General features: G+C 45.6%; 13 protein-coding genes. 11 read left to right on the top strand and 2 right to left on the bottom strand.

Going from position 1 to position 17,308, the window contains the following annotated elements; genetic code table 11:
- Nucleotides 1–143 precede the first annotated feature (143 nt).
- On the bottom strand, nt 144–668 hold the full coding sequence (locus JC606_RS16780) for an FxsA family protein (protein WP_063525225.1): 525 nt from the start codon (nt 666–668) through the stop codon (nt 144–146).
- A 284-nt stretch (nt 669–952) separates the two neighbouring features.
- Here JC606_RS16780 and aspA point away from each other — a divergent pair, with 284 nt between their 5' ends.
- The 11 genes from aspA (at nt 953) to JC606_RS16835 (ending at nt 15,526) form a co-directional block, all read left to right on the top strand.
- Nucleotides 953–2,404: an aspartate ammonia-lyase gene (gene aspA / locus JC606_RS16785; RefSeq protein ID WP_004737119.1), complete on the top strand. Its 1,452-nt coding sequence runs from the start codon at nt 953–955 to the stop codon at nt 2,402–2,404.
- Between the two features lie 180 nt (nt 2,405–2,584).
- On the top strand, nt 2,585–3,892 hold the full coding sequence (locus tag JC606_RS16790; protein ID WP_137406920.1) for an anaerobic C4-dicarboxylate transporter: 1,308 nt from the start codon (nt 2,585–2,587) through the stop codon (nt 3,890–3,892).
- Nucleotides 3,893–4,400: 508 nt separating this feature from the next.
- Complete coding sequence (locus JC606_RS16795) at nt 4,401–5,849, top strand: YfcC family protein (protein WP_008219590.1); 1,449 nt, start codon at nt 4,401–4,403, stop codon at nt 5,847–5,849.
- Nucleotides 5,850–6,615: 766 nt separating this feature from the next.
- Nucleotides 6,616–7,839: an arginine deiminase gene (gene arcA, locus JC606_RS16800; RefSeq protein ID WP_137406922.1), complete on the top strand. Its 1,224-nt coding sequence runs from the start codon at nt 6,616–6,618 to the stop codon at nt 7,837–7,839.
- A gap of 71 nt (nt 7,840–7,910) precedes the next feature.
- Entirely contained in the window at nt 7,911–8,822 is a 912-nt protein-coding gene (gene arcC / locus JC606_RS16805) for a carbamate kinase (RefSeq protein ID WP_198779023.1), read from the top strand.
- A 141-nt stretch (nt 8,823–8,963) separates the two neighbouring features.
- Complete coding sequence (locus JC606_RS16810; protein ID WP_004737112.1) at nt 8,964–9,974, top strand: ornithine carbamoyltransferase; 1,011 nt, start codon at nt 8,964–8,966, stop codon at nt 9,972–9,974.
- A gap of 482 nt (nt 9,975–10,456) precedes the next feature.
- Nucleotides 10,457–11,386: an aspartate carbamoyltransferase gene (pyrB, locus tag JC606_RS16815; protein WP_102424400.1), complete on the top strand. Its 930-nt coding sequence runs from the start codon at nt 10,457–10,459 to the stop codon at nt 11,384–11,386.
- A gap of 15 nt (nt 11,387–11,401) precedes the next feature.
- Nucleotides 11,402–11,866 (top strand): aspartate carbamoyltransferase regulatory subunit, encoded by a 465-nt coding sequence (gene pyrI, locus JC606_RS16820; protein ID WP_004737110.1) that lies wholly within the window; start codon nt 11,402–11,404, stop codon nt 11,864–11,866.
- A 327-nt stretch (nt 11,867–12,193) separates the two neighbouring features.
- Nucleotides 12,194–12,682, top strand: a complete 489-nt coding sequence (locus JC606_RS16825) for an arginine repressor (protein ID WP_004737108.1) — start codon at nt 12,194–12,196, stop codon at nt 12,680–12,682.
- Between the two features lie 174 nt (nt 12,683–12,856).
- Nucleotides 12,857–14,686: a protein-disulfide reductase DsbD gene (locus JC606_RS16830; protein WP_137406924.1), complete on the top strand. Its 1,830-nt coding sequence runs from the start codon at nt 12,857–12,859 to the stop codon at nt 14,684–14,686.
- Between the two features lie 210 nt (nt 14,687–14,896).
- Nucleotides 14,897–15,526: a response regulator gene (locus tag JC606_RS16835; protein ID WP_137406925.1), complete on the top strand. Its 630-nt coding sequence runs from the start codon at nt 14,897–14,899 to the stop codon at nt 15,524–15,526.
- Here JC606_RS16835 and JC606_RS16840 read toward each other — a convergent pair.
- A complete protein-coding gene (locus JC606_RS16840) occupies nt 15,523–17,274 on the bottom strand; it encodes a potassium/proton antiporter (RefSeq protein ID WP_137406926.1) in 1,752 nt (583 codons plus the stop codon). The genes JC606_RS16835 and JC606_RS16840 overlap by 4 nt on opposite strands.
- Nucleotides 17,275–17,308: the final 34 nt, after the last annotated feature.

Raw genomic sequence — 17,308 nt, forward strand, 5'->3', positions numbered from 1 at the left:
CCATATCACTTACTACCGTTTTTGTTTTTAGTTCCCGCTAATCCGCGATGAACCTAAAAAAAGGCTCTCACCATTATCTCTTTCTTGCGAAGGATAAAGGTAAGAGCCTTTTCAGTTGTTGTCTTTATATCTGAGCAGCAGGATTAGTTTAAGCGGTTACGATCGTTGTCGTCGTCTTTCTTCTCAAACTCACCTTCAAAGGTGTTACCGCCTTTTGATTGGTCAAATGGGTCGCGGTTGAATGGAGCGTCTCCAAATGGACTCTGACCAAAGCCAGCCTGCCCACCAGCGTGGAAACCGCCAGACATGTTTTTAACCACCATTTTTTCCATCATTTTCTTAGCGATCATGGCTCTTGGTGCTGGCAACAATACCAGCATACCCAGAGCGTCAGTCATAAAGCCTGGAGTCAGCAGCAGTACGCCAGCCACCGCCAGCATCACGCCTTCAAGGATCTGTTGTGCCGGCATCTCGCCTTGCTGTAGTCGACCTTGAACAGACATCAGTGTTTGAATGCCTTGGCTACGAACCAACGATGCACCGACAAATGCCGTGATCAAAACCAATGCAATAGTTGGCCACAATCCTAAGAAGCCACCAACTTGAATAAATAGCCCAATCTCAATGATGGGTACGAAGATAAATAGTAATAATAAGATAGGAAACACATGCCCTCCTTTGTTGCTTTCAGTTTACGCTGAAAGGTCTACCAATCTCAAATTTATCCTGTAAATAAGCGTGTTTATTGACCCAAATTAACTTTGCAAAATATTGACTAAACAAAAGCGAAAAAGGTGATCAACTTACTATTTTTATGCGCTAGGTACAGTATCATGTGCCACATAAGTCAGGACGGATTTATCAGCCCAATATTCTAGCGAACGGAGTATTTGCACACAGAATAGGCTAATAACTAACTATATAATCAGAATTATTCTCTAAGGATCCTGTTATGGCTACTCTATCAGAAGCACAAGTTGATGCTCCTCAAGCTACTCGTCTCGAAGAAGATCTTTTAGGTCAACGTCATGTTCCGGCTGATGCTTACTACGGCATCCACACCCTACGCGCAGTTGAAAACTTCAACATCTCAAATGTAACGATCTCAGATGTACCTGAATTCGTTCGCGGTATGGTGATGACAAAAAAAGCAGCGGCTTTAGCAAACAAAGAGTTAGGTGTAATTCCTAGCGAAGTGGCTAAATACATCATCCAAGCTTGTGACCTAATTCTAGACACTGGCAAGTGCATGGATCAGTTCCCATCAGACGTTTTCCAAGGTGGTGCTGGTACTTCTGTAAACATGAACGCGAACGAAGTTGTAGCGAACGTTGCGCTTGAGCTAATGGGCAAAGAAAAAGGCCAATACGAGTTCATCAACCCGAACGACCACGTAAACCGCAGCCAATCAACTAACTGTGCTTACCCAACTGGCTTCCGTATCTCTGTTTACAACAGCGTACTAAAACTGATCGATGCAATTGAATACCTTAAAGGTGCATTCGAGCTTAAGAGCCAAGAATTCAACACCGTTTTGAAGATGGGTCGTACTCAACTTCAAGATGCAGTTCCAATGACGGTTGGCCAAGAGTTCCACGCTTGGGCGGTAACCATCAATGAAGAAATCAAAAACCTAGAATACACATCTAAGCTACTGCTTGAAGTTAACCTAGGCGCAACGGCAATCGGTACTGGTCTAAACGCAGCACCAGGTTACCAAGGCCTTGCTGTTAAACACCTAGCTGAAGTAACTGGCCTAGAGTGTGTTCCAGCAGAAGACCTAATCGAAGCAACTTCAGACTGTGGCGCATACGTAATGACGCACGGCGCACTTAAGCGTCTAGCAGTTAAACTGTCTAAGATTTGTAACGACCTACGTCTACTGTCTTCTGGTCCTCGCGCAGGCTTGAACGAGCTGAACCTACCTGAGCTTCAAGCAGGCTCTTCAATTATGCCAGCTAAAGTAAACCCAGTAGTACCTGAAGTAGTGAACCAAGTTTGCTTCAAAGTTCTAGGTAACGACAACACCGTTTCTTTCGCAGCTGAAGGTGGTCAACTTCAACTGAACGTTATGGAACCTGTTATTGCACAAAGCATGTTTGAGTCTCTAGACATCCTAACTAATGCTTGTGTGAACCTACGCGACAAGTGTGTAGACGGTATTACGGTAAACAAAGAAATCTGTGAAGCGCACGTATTTAACTCTATCGGTATCGTAACTTACCTAAACCCATACATTGGCCACCACGAAGGTGACATTGTCGGTAAGATCTGTGCAGAAACAGGTAAGAGTGTTCGTGATGTAGTTCTAGAGCGCGGTTTATTAACCGAAGAAGAACTTGATGACATTTTCTCTGTTGAAAATTTGATGCATCCTCAGTATAAAGCAAAACGCTACGAGTAACGCTAGCGAGAAAGGGCTCCAAACGGAGCCCTTTTTTAGGCTCCAATACGGTTAACCCTGTTTATTTTGTGGTTTTCTATATGTTGCGCTTTTGCTTAATTGAATCTAAACCATAGAACTATTATCTGAACATTCTCTCAACGAGTGGTCACATAATAAAATCTACATGAGGTGTTAATTATGATTGCAGTAGAACTGTTTATCGTCCTGCTCTTTATCTTCTTAGGGGCCAGAATTGGCGGCATCGGTATCGGCTTTGCCGGTGGTGCTGGTGTTATTGCTCTTTCACTTATTCTTGGCGTACCAACAAGCCAATCTTATATCCCAATTGATGTAATCCTGATCATCATGTCGGTTATCACCGCAATTGCTGCAATGCAGGTTGCTGGCGGTATGGACTGGTTGGTGCAAATTGCAGAAAACTTTTTGCGTAAGCACCCAGAACGCATCACCTTTTACGCACCGATTGTGACCTTTTTAATGACGCTAATGGCAGGTACTGGTCATACAGCATTCTCAACTCTGCCAGTTATTGCCGAAGTAGCGAAAGGCCAAGGTGTACGTCCTTCTCGTCCACTGTCTATTGCTGTTGTTGCGTCTCAAATCGCGATCACAGCTTCGCCAATCTCAGCGGCGGTTGTAGCTTTCGCAGCAATGCTTGCACCATTCGGTGTTGATTACCTAACACTGCTGATGGTTTGTATTCCAACAACCTTCATTGCTTGTATGGTGGGTGCTGTTGTTGCTAACTACATGGGTAGCGAGCTAAAAGACGATCCTGTTTACCAAGAGCGTTTAGAGAAAAGTCTAATCAAACTAGCGTCAGATGAGAAGCGCGAGATCCTTCCAACAGCGAAGAAAGCAACCTACATCTTCCTAGCAGCAATTGGTTTTGTTGTTTGTTACGCAGCGGCTATCTCTAGCTCTGTTGGCTTAATCGAGAACCCTGCACTAGGTCGTAACGAAGCGATCATGTCGGTAATGTTGGCCGCAGCAGCGGCAATCGTAATGTTCACTAAGATCGATGCAGCGAAAATTTCTTCAGCACCGACATTCCGCTCTGGTATGACTGCGTGTGTCTGTGTACTTGGTGTAGCTTGGTTAGGTTCTACGTTTGTAAACGCACACGTTGCTGAAATCAAAGACGTTGCAGGCGCGCTACTGGCTGACTACCCATGGATGCTGGCTCTTGTTCTGTTCTTCGCTTCTATGCTGCTTTACTCTCAAGGCGCAACAACGGTTGCATTAATGCCTGCAGCACTAGCAATTGGCGTAGCACCACTAACAGCCGTTGCTTCTTTCGCTGCGGTAAGTGCACTTTTCGTTCTTCCTACTTACCCTACGCTACTGGCTGCAGTTGAGATGGATGACACAGGCTCAACGCGTATCGGTAACCTAGTATTCAACCACCCGTTCTTCATTCCAGGTGTGGTAACAATCAGTACTGCGGTAGCACTAGGCTTCGCATTCGGTGGTCTGTTTATCTAAAAACCACTGATGATATGACTCTAAAAGGAAGCTTCGGCTTCCTTTTTTGTTTATGGCTTAATGTGATTTTTGATGCCCGTCAAATAACCATGACAAACTTTAAAATACGTTCAAAAATAAAGTTTGAATAAAATCCCAAGACTATCCAACCCATTCTCTATCGATACCTATCAAATCAACCTTCCCCCTATTTACCAACTAACCAAACCGAATATTAATCCAAGCTAATTAACCAAAAAACCTTACGGTTTCTCTCACATTTTTTAGCCCTTTTACTGGCCACTATTTTTGTGAACAGCACCAAACTTAAATGATTAAGTAAAGAATAAAATAACCGAAGCTAAATTAAATACAACTTCATCTGGATTAGTAAATATCAAATAACTTTAATTTAAAACCCGCAATTTATATCGTTGGGTAATTTATAAGTGTCGGTGTATTTACAGTCTATAAATCATTAGTCGCTAATTCACATCACTTTTATTTAAGATGATGTAAGGAGATAGCCATGACAACTCAAACGATGCCAAGCGAGAAAAAAAAGGGCGGCTTCTTTGCCAACTTTAAATTCCCTTCTGCTTATACCATTCTATTTATTTTAATTGCATTCGTTGCTCTACTGACCTGGATTGTTCCAGCGGGTCAATATGACCGAGCAATGAATGAAGAATTAGGCCGAGAAGTGCCGGTAACCGGAACCTATCAAGCGGTTGAAGGTAACCCTCAAGGAGTGATTGACGTGCTGCTAGCGCCGATTGATGGCTTCTACGACCACAATAGCTATGAAGCTGCTGCAATCGACGTTTCACTGTTCATTCTGATCATTGGTGGCTTCTTAGGGCTAGTCACCAAGACTGGTGCAATAGATGCTGGTATCGAACGCGTCACCGCGCGCCTCGAGGGGCGAGAAGAGTTGATGATACCAATACTGATGGCACTGTTTGCCGCTGGCGGTACTGTCTATGGTATGGCGGAAGAATCACTCCCATTCTATACACTTCTAGTGCCTGTCATGATGGCGGCTCGCTTTGACCCTCTAGTGGCTGCAGCGACTGTACTTCTAGGCGCAGGCATAGGGGTGTTAGGTTCCACCATTAACCCGTTCGCAACGGTTATCGCAGCTAACGCCTCTGGCATCCCATTTACTGACGGTATCGTGCTACGTGTGGCAATGCTGATTATTGGTTGGGGCATCTGTGTCGCTTACGTCATGCGTTACGCAAGAATGGTGCAAGCAGACCCAAGCAAGTCGATTGTGTATGACAAGTACGAAGAAAACAAAGCGCACTTCCTTGGTAACTCAAGCGGAGAAAAACTGGAATTCACTGCGACTCGTAAACTGATTCTGACTATTTTTGGTGGCTCATTCGCGGTAATGATTTACGGCGTATCCGTTGCTGGATGGTGGATGGCAGAGATCTCTGCAATGTTCCTAGCAGCGACCATCATTGTCGGTATTGTGGCTCGCATGAGCGAAGAAGAGTTTACCTCAAGCTTCATTGACGGTGCTCGTGACCTGCTCGGTGTAGCGCTAATCATAGGTATTGCACGTGGTATTGTGGTGGTGATGGACCGCGGTATGATCACCGATACGATTCTGTTCTCTGCAGAGCAGATGGTCACAGGGCTCTCATCAGTTATCTTTATTAACGTGATGTTCTTCCTAGAGATTCTATTGTCATTCCTAGTGCCATCGACATCTGGCCTAGCGGTATTGACCATGCCTATCATGGCACCATTGGCTGACTTCGCTGGTGTTGGTAGAGACCTTGTGATTACCGCTTACCAATCGGCTTCAGGCTTGGTAAACCTTATTACCCCAACCTCTGCGGTGGTAATGGGTGGCTTGGCGATAGCTCGTGTACCTTACGTACGCTGGGTGAAATGGGTCATGCCATTGATCGGTATCTTAACGGTGTTCTGCATCGTAGTACTGAGTATTGGTGCGCTTATCTAGCATCCCTTAAGCAAACACACTTCCATTCAAAGCCGCTTCGATAGCGGCTTTTTTAGCTCTATCGTTAGCTCAGCTAGTTTTACCGTTACTGCAGCCCATTGCGAACTCAGCAGCTCCCGAGAAGCCCCATCTCAACACTCCTACTCATCTGCAAACATCACAGACAAAGTTAACAAGACCACTCATTATTTACCAAGGTGATATATGGCGAAATATTTAGTCATTTATTAGCGTTAATTATATTTACAGGTTTATTAAAAGTAACAGCAAAAGATAAATAAACGACTAAACCTAATTAAAAACACCTTCATAAGTCCTATTTTAAAGTGTGACAAGAATAACTTTATACGAATTTAATTTGTTAACAGATAATTAATTCCACATTCAAAATTAAATATCTAAATAAAAACACTGCATACTTCCACTTTAAGCTCACTTTTATCAATTAAAGTACATTGCATATAAACCCCCACTATTTAGATTTTACTAATCCAGATTATAAAAACATGAATAATGTTCCCCCAGGATTAACTATTTAGAAGCAATCGATGATAGGTCAAAGTGCATAAAATTTGTTAAAACCCTTGTTTTTAAAGGGCTGAGGGATAAAAAATGATTTGTGATAGATCTCTAAGAATACCTGAGCAGCAGGCGTAATATTAATTCCAGACAAGAGATATGAATAAATAATTCATTCTTCTCAACTGAAAATAAATAATTACTCTTAGCAATAAAAGTAATTCAAATATATAAGAGAGAGACGATCATGAGTAAGTTCTATGTAGGTTCTGAAATAGGTCAATTGCGTCGTGTTCTAGTTCACCGCCCAAGACGCGCACTGACTCACTTAACACCATCTAACTGTCACGATTTGCTGTTTGATGACGTACTGGCTGTTGAGCGTGCAGGTAAAGAGCATGACGTATTCACTCAAACGCTACGTGATCAGGGTGTTGAGGTTCTTCTTCTTACTGACCTACTAGCAGATACGCTAGCTGTGCCGGAAGCGAAAGATTGGCTACTGAACTGCCAAGTGTCTGATTACCGTTTGGGTAAAACTTTTGCTAACGACGTACGCTGCTACTTAGGTGACTTACCAAACCTAGAGCTTGCAAAAATCCTAACCGGCGGTCTGTCTTACGCTGAAATGCCGATGAAGTCTTCTTCAATGATGCAAGGCATGTTCACACCAACCGACTTCATTATTGAGCCTTTACCAAACCACCTATTTACTCGCGACACCTCTTGCTGGGTTTACGGTGGTGTATCGATCAACCCAATGGCGAAACCAGCACGTCAACGCGAAACCAACCACGTGCGTGCGATTTACCGTTGGCACCCAACCTTCGCAGGCCAAGACTTCATTAAATACTTCGGCGATGAAGAAAGTATCAACTACGACAACTCAACGATTGAGGGTGGTGACGTTCTGGTTATCGGCCGCGGCACAGTGCTTATCGGTATGTCAGAACGTACCACGCCACAAGGTGTTGAGCACTTAGCGTCAAGCCTGTTCAAGCACGGCCAAGCGAAGCAAGTTATCGCTATGCAGCTACCAAAACACCGCTCTTGCATGCACCTAGACACGGTAATGACACATATGAACGAAGATACGTTCTCTGTCTACCCTGAGGTGGTGAGTAAAGATGTGAAGTGCTGGAACCTAACTGGTGATGAGTTTGGAGCCGTGAAAGTGAAAGAAGAAGGCTACTTCGTTACCGCTATCGAAAAAGCACTGGGTGTAGACAAGCTAAACCTGATCACTACTGGTGGTGACAACTTCCATGCAGAGCGTGAGCAGTGGAATGATGCGAACAACGTTCTTACGGTGAAACCTGGCGTCGTTATTGGCTACGAAGGTAACACCTACACCAACGAGAAATACGACAAAGCTGGCATCACAGTACTGCCAATTCCTGGAGACGAGCTTGGTCGTGGTCGTGGTGGCGCACGTTGCATGAGCTGCCCAATCGAGCGTGATGGTATCTAATCACTAAGACGAAACGGCCAAGTTGAAGCACTCAAATAACCTCAACTTGGCCACAATGAGAGAACACAATTATGACTAAACAAACTGTTGTTGTTGCACTCGGTGGTAACGCCCTACTTCGTCGCGGTGAGCCGTTAGAAGCTGACGTTCAGCGCCGTAATATTGAAACAGCGGTGAAAACCATCTCGGAAATCGCCAAAGAGTACAACGTGGTGTTAGTGCACGGTAATGGCCCACAAGTTGGCTTACTTGCTCTGCAAGGTTTGGAATACAAGAAAGTAAATCCATATCCACTGGATGTATTGGGTAGCGAAACACAAGGCATGATCGGTTATATGCTGATGCAAGAGTTCAAAAACTATCTGCCGAACCGCAACATCTCATGCATGTTGACCCAAATGACGGTTGATCCAAATGACCCTGCATTTGCTGATCCAACCAAACCAATCGGCCCAATCTACGAAGAAGCAGAAGCGCGTGAATTGGCAGAGAAGTTCCACTGGATCGTAAAACCAGACGGCCAACACTTCCGTCGTGTAGTGCCAAGCCCAAGACCAACCGGCATCGTTGAACATGAAGCGATCACCCAGCTTATCGAAGCGGGTCACCTAGTGATCTGTACTGGCGGTGGCGGCATTCCAGTGAAAAAAGAGCATGGCAAATTGGTTGGTGTCGAAGCGGTTATCGACAAAGACATGTCAGCTGCTTTCTTAGCAAAACAATTGAATGCCGATGCACTACTGATCCTGACACACGCAGACGCGGTTTACCTAGATTGGGGCAAACCGACTCAACACGCGCTGCGCAGCACTACGCCAAGTGAACTGGCGAAGTTTGAATTTGATGCTGGCTCGATGGGACCAAAAATTGAAGCGTCATGCGAATTCATCCAACAAGGCGGCAAAGTCGTCGGTATTGGTGCGCTCGAAGATGGTTTGCAAATTCTGCAAGGCCAAGCGGGTACCAACATCACCAAAGATTAATCCACTCGTAAGCTTTTCAAACCTTGCGAGAAAACTGAATCACCGTTTGAACTGAAATTAATACACAAAAATTGAATCGCGCTTTCTTGAATTTTCTTTCCCTGTAACAGGAAAGCGCCTAAATCTAAGAAGGAATACATCATGGCTTTTAACCTACGCAATCGTAACTTCCTAAAACTACTAGATTTCACTCCACGCGAAATTCAACACTTGTTAGATCTTTCAATGGAGCTTAAAAAAGCGAAGTACAACGGTTACGAACAGCCAAAACTGACTGGCAAAAACATCGCACTTATCTTTGAGAAAACCTCAACTCGTACTCGCTGTGCATTCGAAGTGGCAGCATTCGACCAAGGTGCTCGCGTCTCTTACTTAGGTCCATCTGGTTCTCAAATTGGCCATAAAGAATCGATGAAAGATACCGCTCGCGTTCTTGGTCGTATGTACGATGGCATTGAATACCGCGGCTTCGGTCAAGAGATTGTTGAAGAGCTAGGCGCTTACGCTGGTGTACCTGTATGGAATGGTCTGACTGACGAATTCCACCCAACTCAAATCTTGGCAGACTTCCTGACCATGACTGAATACGGTCGTGGCAAGCAGCTGCATGAAATCAAGTTTGCTTATCTAGGTGATGCTCGCAACAACATGGGTAACTCTCTAATGGTTGGTGCAGCGAAAATGGGCATGGACATTCGCCTTGTTGCTCCTAAGCAATTCTGGCCAGAAGAAGGGCTATTGGCTCAATGCCGTGAAATCGCAGAGCACACTGGCGGCAAAATCACTCTAACTGAAGATGTTCAAGAAGGCGTGCAAGGTTGTGACTTCCTATACACCGACGTTTGGGTATCGATGGGTGAAGCGAAAGAAGCATGGGCTGAGCGTATCAACCTAATGATGCCTTACCAAGTGAACATGGAAATGCTAAAAGCAACCGGTAACCCACACGTGAAATTCATGCACTGCCTGCCAGCTTTCCATGGCGAAGATACCACGGTAGGCAAACAGCTTGCTGCAGAATATCCACAGCTAAAAGACGGTGTGGAAGTGACTGATGAAGTGGTCGAGTCGGAATACTCTATCGTGTTCGATGAAGCTGAAAACCGTATGCACACTATCAAAGCTGTGATGGTTGCAACACTAGGTAGTTAATAAGCTAAGTAATTAAAAAGCTTAGAAGCAAAGCACTCTCTTATTTACAAACCAGTCGATAAGCTGAGTGCAATAACAGGGAAATGCGGGTGGCGTGCATGGGACTTTTCCCTTGGATAAAACCCGCATTTTTTTTCATTCGTTTGAAAAGATTATTGCCTAAAAAAGTCGAAGTTTTTCTGCTTCAACAAAGGCTTAAAAAGAAGTAAAAGCACGGACTAATTTGGCATAAATATCCATGAAATGAATACTTTACATAAACTATTGCGCGCTGTTTTTATCTGAGTATAATCCTCCGCAATTTGTCAAAAGAGAGCAAAAAATGAACCGCAGTTTTGTCGCACATGATTGTCAAACTACACGCCAAAGAGTGGTGTTGGTGTCATTTTTATTTTGTTCTATTGATCGTTTCGAAGCCTCCTATTTTTAGGGGGCTTTTTTTTGTCCGCAATTTGACTGTATGCATAGAAGGAAGACCCGTTATGGCGCATTCGTTATTTAACAAGCACATCATCTCCATTCCTGAGCTCTCTCGTGATGAACTGGAGCTTATCGTCGATACCGCAGCAAGGCTCAAGGCTGAACCAAATCCAGAGTTGCTGAGAAATAAAGTCGTTGCGAGCTGTTTCTTTGAGCCTTCAACTCGAACTCGCCTCTCATTCGAAACCGCAGTTCAACGCCTTGGTGGCACAGTCATCGGTTTTGATAATGGCGGTAACACATCACTGGCTAAGAAAGGCGAAACACTTGCCGATTCAGTGCAGGTGATTTCATCGTACGTTGATGCCTTTGTGATGCGTCATCCACAAGAAGGGGCAGCACGCTTGGCGTCTGAGTTCTCTAACGGTGTGCCAGTAGTGAATGGCGGTGATGGAGCGAACCAACACCCAACTCAAACCCTGCTAGACCTGTTCTCGATTTACGAAACACAAGGCACTCTCGACAACCTCAATGTGGCGTTTGTCGGCGACCTTAAATATGGCCGCACCGTGCACTCATTGACGCAAGCACTATCAAAATTCGATAACGTGCGTTTCTTCTTTATCGCACCTGAAGTATTAGCGATGCCAGATTACATCTGTGAAGAACTGGAAGAGATGGGCATTCAATACAGCACACACAGCAGCATTGAAGAAGTGGTACCGGAACTGGATGTGCTATACATGACTCGCGTACAGAAAGAGCGCTTTGATGCATCAGAATACGCACACATGAAATCGGCTTACATCCTCACCGCCGACACATTGAAAGAGGCTCGCCAAAACATGAAGGTGCTTCACCCGCTGCCACGCGTCGACGAGATCACCACCGACGTTGATAAAACACCACACGCTTACTACTTCGAGCAAGCTGAAAATGGTGTATACGCTCGCGAAGCCCTATTAGCCCTAGTTCTAAACGACACTTTATAAGCAGGAGACACAGTCATGGTTAAACAAACTCAACTACAAGTAGAAGCGATCCGTAACGGCAGCGTCATTGACCACATCCCTGCTCACCTTGGTATCAAAATCCTCAAACTGTTCAAGATGCACAAAACAGAACAGCGCATCACCATGGGATTAAATCTGCCATCATCTGCGTTGGGACACAAAGATCTGATCAAGATTGAGAACATCTTTCTAACCAAAGAACAGGCGAACCAATTGGCTCTGTATGCGCCACAAGCGACGGTCAATCAGATTGAAGAGTACAAGGTAGTGAACAAACTCACGCTTGTACTGCCAGAGCAAATCAACAGCGTATTCTCATGTCCAAATAGCAACTGTATTTCACACGGTGAACCCGTTGAAAGTAGCTTTAAAGTTCAGCTAAAACAGGAAAACGTGCAGCTAAAATGCCATTACTGTGAAAAAGTATTCTCTCGCGAGATCATGAGTGAAATTCGCTAACCCTTATCTTCATTAGTGCCTAGGTCAAAACCTTCCCAAGCACATGGATATTTATTCCCAATGCGGAATAAATATCCACTCACCTCAAGAATAAAGCACCAAAATACAAGCAAATAACCAGAATTTTGTTTGGTGATCGCCTTCAAAAAGATAACTATCCTTTAGTGGTAGACTGGATGAATAGATGATCATACATCTCGCATACCCGCCCTTCTTTACTTCAGGATTCGTCGGTAAGCCCTAATTAACAAATCGTACTCTACGGCTTTGGGAGTGCGCACGACGCTATGGACAAGCGGTATCACTGTTGACCTTAAGGAGTTGTTCATGAACCCGATCACTGAGCACGGTTGCTTGTATTCAGCTGAAGATAAAACACTGACTGCAGCATGCAAACGCTTACTACAACAACAAAGCTTCTCAACCCAAAACCAGCTGCGCGAAAAGCTGGTCGAGATCGGCTATACCGGTATTAGCCAATCGACGGTATCTCGTATTTTGTCACAGCTCGGCGTAGTCAAAATCCAAAATGCCTGTGGTAAAAAAGTCTACTGTATTACGGTTGAAAGCGCGCCTGTACGTGTCGATGCCTCCATCTCTTCGCAAATCGAATTAATCACTCATAACCAAGCAATGGTGATAGTTAAAACCCACCCAGGTTGTGCGCAGTTAGTCGCAAGGTTAGTGGATATCGACCCACATACTGAGATTATCGGTACCGTTGGCGGCAACGACACCGTGTTAATTATTCCAAAAGACACAACCAATATCGATGCTTGTGAGCAAGTGGTAAAAGCACGCTTAGGTGTCGCTTAAATGGATTACTGGCAAGGGCTCCCTATGCCTGCTGCAAGGCTGACCTTATCTCGATTACCTAAGAAAGTGGATTTCCCGCCCTAAGGGATATTTGCTAGCCAATGAAACTAATAGCAAACTATTACGGTCTGATTGAGTTAAGATACCCATAACTCCATTAAATGACTAAATAGTATGCGACGACTTGCCACATTACTTTTTGTTTGTATTTCCCTGTTCACCCAGCCTGCGTGGGCGCTTTTTGGAAATGACAACGCCGAGCCAAGCTTCGGAGGCAATAACAACGGTTTTGTTCCTGTAGACCAAGCTTTCCCTTTCAATTACTACCAGCAAGATGGCAAGGTGCTTCTCGACTGGCAGGTAAAAGAAGGCTACTACCTCTATCAACATAGCCTCTCTTTTAGCGGCCAAAATCTCGCTATCGGTAATGTTGAGTTAGAAGATGGTAAGCCACACCAAGATGAGTTCTTTGGTGAGGTGAGTGTTTATACTCAGCCGCTATTCGTACAAGTTCCCCTACAAAGTTACCAAGATGGCTCGCAGCTGATCGTTAAGTATCAAGGCTGTGCCGAGGCTGGCTTCTGCTACCCTCCAGAAACTCGCGTCATCGACATTGCACCGTTTGAAGCGACGGACTCAAGCGACACTGCAGCTAAAACTACCAGTAACCAAGCGAACACTTCACCACAAGTTGCTTCTCCAAAAGCAGAGGTGGCAAATAACACAACACCACAATCAAACGCACCCGTTTCAAAGGAAGCGAGCCTAGCCGATAAACTCGGTGACAGTTGGTGGACCCCATTACTGTTCTTAGCGCTCGGTGTTGGCTTAGCCTTCACACCGTGTGTTCTGCCTATGTATCCAATCCTAACGGGCATCGTGTTGGGTGGTGGCAAACTCAGCCAAGGTCGCGCGCTGATGTTGTCCTTCATCTACGTGCAAGGCATGGCGCTAACTTACACCCTACTGGGTTTGGTGGTTGCCTCTGCGGGTATGCAATTCCAAGCTGCGATGCAACATCCTTATGTGCTGATTGCGTTGAGCGTTCTATTCGTAGCATTAGCGATGTCGATGTTCGGCGTATATAACCTTCAACTGCCGAGCAGTGTCCAAACTTGGCTGAATAACCAAAGCAACAAGCAGCAAGGTGGCAATACCTTGGGCGTGTTCGCGATGGGTGCTATCTCTGGCTTGGTATGTTCACCTTGTACTACGGCACCACTCTCGGGTGCGCTGCTGTATGTTGCTCAAAGTGGCGACCTATTTACCGGTGCGATTGCTCTGTATGCATTAGCTATGGGTATGGGCATTCCGCTAATCTTGGTTGCGGTATTTGGCAATAAGCTACTGCCAAAAGCAGGCAGCTGGATGGATAAAGTGAAGGTCGTATTCGGCTTTATCTTGTTGGCAGCACCAATCTTCCTACTAGAACGCATCATCCCAGAACTATGGGCAACGGTGCTTTGGTCTGCCCTTGGCTTCATCGCCTTCGGTTGGTTGTATCACAGCAAGAACGCACTGCCATTTGGTGGTTGGAAGCAGAGCGCTGTGGGCATCATCGCAATGCTTGGTCTGTTTGCTTCTGCTCAACCTGCACTAAATTACTGGTTTGCAGAAAAGAGCGTTGTAGTGGAACAACAGATCCAGTTTGCTCGAATTAACACCGTTGAAGAGCTTGAAATCCAGCTCATCGAAGCGAAGAAACTAGGCAAGCCAGTGATGCTCGACTTCTACGCCGATTGGTGTGTGGCGTGTAAAGAGTTTGAGAAGTACACCTTCCATCAAGCAGACGTCGAGAACAAACTGTCTGACTTCGTGTTACTTCAAGCAGACGTGACGCGAAACATGCCTCAAAACATTGAATTGCTGAAGCAACTGCAAGTACTTGGCTTACCAACCATTGAGTTCTGGGATAGCGAGGGTAACCATGTTCCAAATGCTCGTGTGACTGGTTTTATGCCTGCCGATGTATTCCTAAAACACATGCAAGACCACCAGCTATAACGGCAACATTGGTCGGAATGTAACACCAAACAAAGCCGCACCGCCCCTCATAACGAGATGGCAGTGCGGCTTTTTTGTGATTATAGGAAACACTTTCCAAGAACAGGGATAAAAGTCGATATGGTTCAGACTTTTAATGCATAGATATTGTCCACATACTCAATCAGGATGATAATAAATATTAACTAAATTGTTAAAAGTATGGACGTCATGGACTCGACCTACACCATCATCATTGCAGATGACCACCCTCTCTTCCGCAACGCCCTATTTCAGTCGGTTCATATGGCGATCAGCGGTGCGAACCTACTTGAGGCCGACTCTCTCGACGCGTTACTGACTCTGCTTAAAAAAGAAGATGAACCCGACCTGCTGCTGCTCGACCTAAAAATGCCGGGAGCCAATGGAATGTCTGGTCTGATTCAACTTCGTGCGGAATACCCAGATCTACCGATTGTCGTGATCTCAGCGAGTGAAGACGCTAGCGTTGTCACTCAAGTGAAAAGCCATGGTGCGTTTGGCTTTATTCCAAAGTCGAGTGACATGCGTGAATTGGTGAGTGCACTCAATCAAGTGCTGAATGGCGACCCCTTCTTCCCTGAAGGGCTGATTACCAACAATACTGCCTGTAGCGACCTTGCGGAAAAAATTGCCACACTGACGCCTCAGCAATACAAGGTATTAGGGATGCTTTCTGACGGCCTGCTGAACAAGCAAATCGCCTATGAATTGAATGTTTCGGAAGCGACCATCAAAGCGCATATGACAGCCATCTTCCGTAAACTGGATGTGAAAAACCGAACTCAAGCAGTTATCTTGCTACAAGAAGTCCATAACTAGGCTTCACTCATATCCTCTTCTAAAGTCGTCTTAGGCAAACACAAACCCAGCTTGACGACTTTATGATCCTCTATCTCTGCAACCACCCAATTGATGTCATGCCACTCGAAGCTATCGCCCAATACTGGGTGCGCGCCAAGCTCGCGATCAGCCAATTGTTTTAACGTCATGTCGCGCTCTTCTTCCGAGCCAAGCTCAATGCCATAGCAGTCACTCACCGCAGCAATCGACAAGCCAACCTCAAGGAAGAAATCACCAAAGAATCGCGCAGCCTCTTCAGCCTCAGGCGCTTCACTGAACAACTCACTTAAGCTATCTAAGTCTTTGTCTTGACCAAGCACACAAAGAATATCGTTCGCTTCCAATACTGTACTGCCCGATGGATGAAGCAAGGCGTCCTGTCGAAACAGTGCGGTAATACGTGTTCCTTCCGGCATCGATAAGCGCTTAAGCGGCTCACCGACACACCACTTCTCTTCTTTCAACTTGTAGACAAACATCTCCCACTCACTGGTCGGGTAGATCTCGATACCAGTGCGTGAAACAGGTGTCGGCGTTGGAGGCAGCGTCACTTGAGCCAATCTCGCGACTTTCATTAAGCTGCCGCCTTGAACAATCAGCGACACCATAACCACGAAGAAGGCGATATTGAAATACAGCTGAGCATTAGGCAGGCCAGCCATCATCGGGAACACCGCCAAAATGATCGGCACCGCGCCACGTAACCCAACCCAAGAAACAAACCAACGCTCCTTGGTGGTAAAACGTCGAAATGGTAGCAAACCTAACCAAACCGACAGCGGACGAGCAAACAAAATCATACCGAAAGCCAATGCTAGCGCAGGCAGAGCAATGTCCATCAGTGTCGATGGTGTGACCAATAAACCCAACACCAAGAACATCACGATTTGGCTTAACCACGTCATGCCATCAAGGACATTGAGAATCGAGTGTCGAGAGCGTGTTGGACGATTACCAATAAACAAGCCCACAAGGTAAATAGACAAGATACCACTGCCGCCAAGCATGTTAGAGAAAGCAAACAGAGCCACACCGCCGCTCAGTACCAGAATCGAGTAAAGACCATCAGCCAACTGTATTCGGTTGATTAGACTCCACAGAACCCAACCGCCACCAAGACCAATAAGGGTACCAACACCAAATTGCATCGCGAAGCTTTTCAGCAGGAAGTTCATCCCCATCTCGACATCTGGGGTGCCAAGTAGTGCGATTAAGGTCACCGTTAGGAAGACCGCCATTGGGTCGTTGGTACCGGACTCTATCTCTAAGGTTGACCCAACACGCTCGTTGAGGCTCTGTCCTTTGAGCAGAGAAAATACCGCCGCAGCATCAGTCGAGCCCACAATCGCGCCCACTAGAATGCCTTGCATCAGTGATAAGTCGAATAGCCAAGCCGCCATTAAGCCGGTGAGAGTCGCAGTACAAGCTACACCTATCGTGGCTAACGACAGCGAAGGCCAAAACGCGACCTTAAAACTCGCCACCTTAGTGCGCATACCACCATCAAGCAGTATCACGGCAAGCGCGAGGTTACTCACCAAGTAAGTTAATGAATAGTCGTCAAAATTGATGCCGCCGGGGCCATCTTCGCCCGCCAACATACCAACAAACAAAAAGATCAAAAGAATCGGAACGCCCAATCGTGAGGACACTTGTGAGAAAAGCACACTGATGGCGATAAGCACGGCACCAGTTAAAAATAAGTGATTAATAGTTATTGCGTCCAATTCGTTCCCCCAAAGAATAAAACTCGTGATTAAA

Origin of the sequence: Vibrio sp. IB15, assembly GCF_016406055.1 — a bacterium.
GTDB lineage: Bacteria > Pseudomonadota > Gammaproteobacteria > Enterobacterales > Vibrionaceae > Vibrio > Vibrio chagasii.

Excerpts from the sequence above, each read along its gene's own strand:
- JC606_RS16830 (WP_137406924.1), top strand. The coding sequence starts at position 12,857 with ATGCGACGACTTGCCACATTACTTTTTGTTTGTATTTCCCTGTTCACC.
- arcC (WP_198779023.1), top strand. The coding sequence starts at position 7,911 with ATGACTAAACAAACTGTTGTTGTTGCACTCGGTGGTAACGCCCTACTT.
- JC606_RS16795 (WP_008219590.1), top strand. The coding sequence starts at position 4,401 with ATGACAACTCAAACGATGCCAAGCGAGAAAAAAAAGGGCGGCTTCTTT.
- pyrB (WP_102424400.1), top strand. The coding sequence starts at position 10,457 with ATGGCGCATTCGTTATTTAACAAGCACATCATCTCCATTCCTGAGCTC.
- JC606_RS16825 (WP_004737108.1), top strand. The coding sequence starts at position 12,194 with ATGAACCCGATCACTGAGCACGGTTGCTTGTATTCAGCTGAAGATAAA.
- arcA (WP_137406922.1), top strand. The coding sequence starts at position 6,616 with ATGAGTAAGTTCTATGTAGGTTCTGAAATAGGTCAATTGCGTCGTGTT.
- JC606_RS16835 (WP_137406925.1), top strand. The coding sequence starts at position 14,897 with ATGGACTCGACCTACACCATCATCATTGCAGATGACCACCCTCTCTTC.
- JC606_RS16790 (WP_137406920.1), top strand. The coding sequence starts at position 2,585 with ATGATTGCAGTAGAACTGTTTATCGTCCTGCTCTTTATCTTCTTAGGG.
- pyrI (WP_004737110.1), top strand. The coding sequence starts at position 11,402 with ATGGTTAAACAAACTCAACTACAAGTAGAAGCGATCCGTAACGGCAGC.
- aspA (WP_004737119.1), top strand. The coding sequence starts at position 953 with ATGGCTACTCTATCAGAAGCACAAGTTGATGCTCCTCAAGCTACTCGT.
- JC606_RS16810 (WP_004737112.1), top strand. The coding sequence starts at position 8,964 with ATGGCTTTTAACCTACGCAATCGTAACTTCCTAAAACTACTAGATTTC.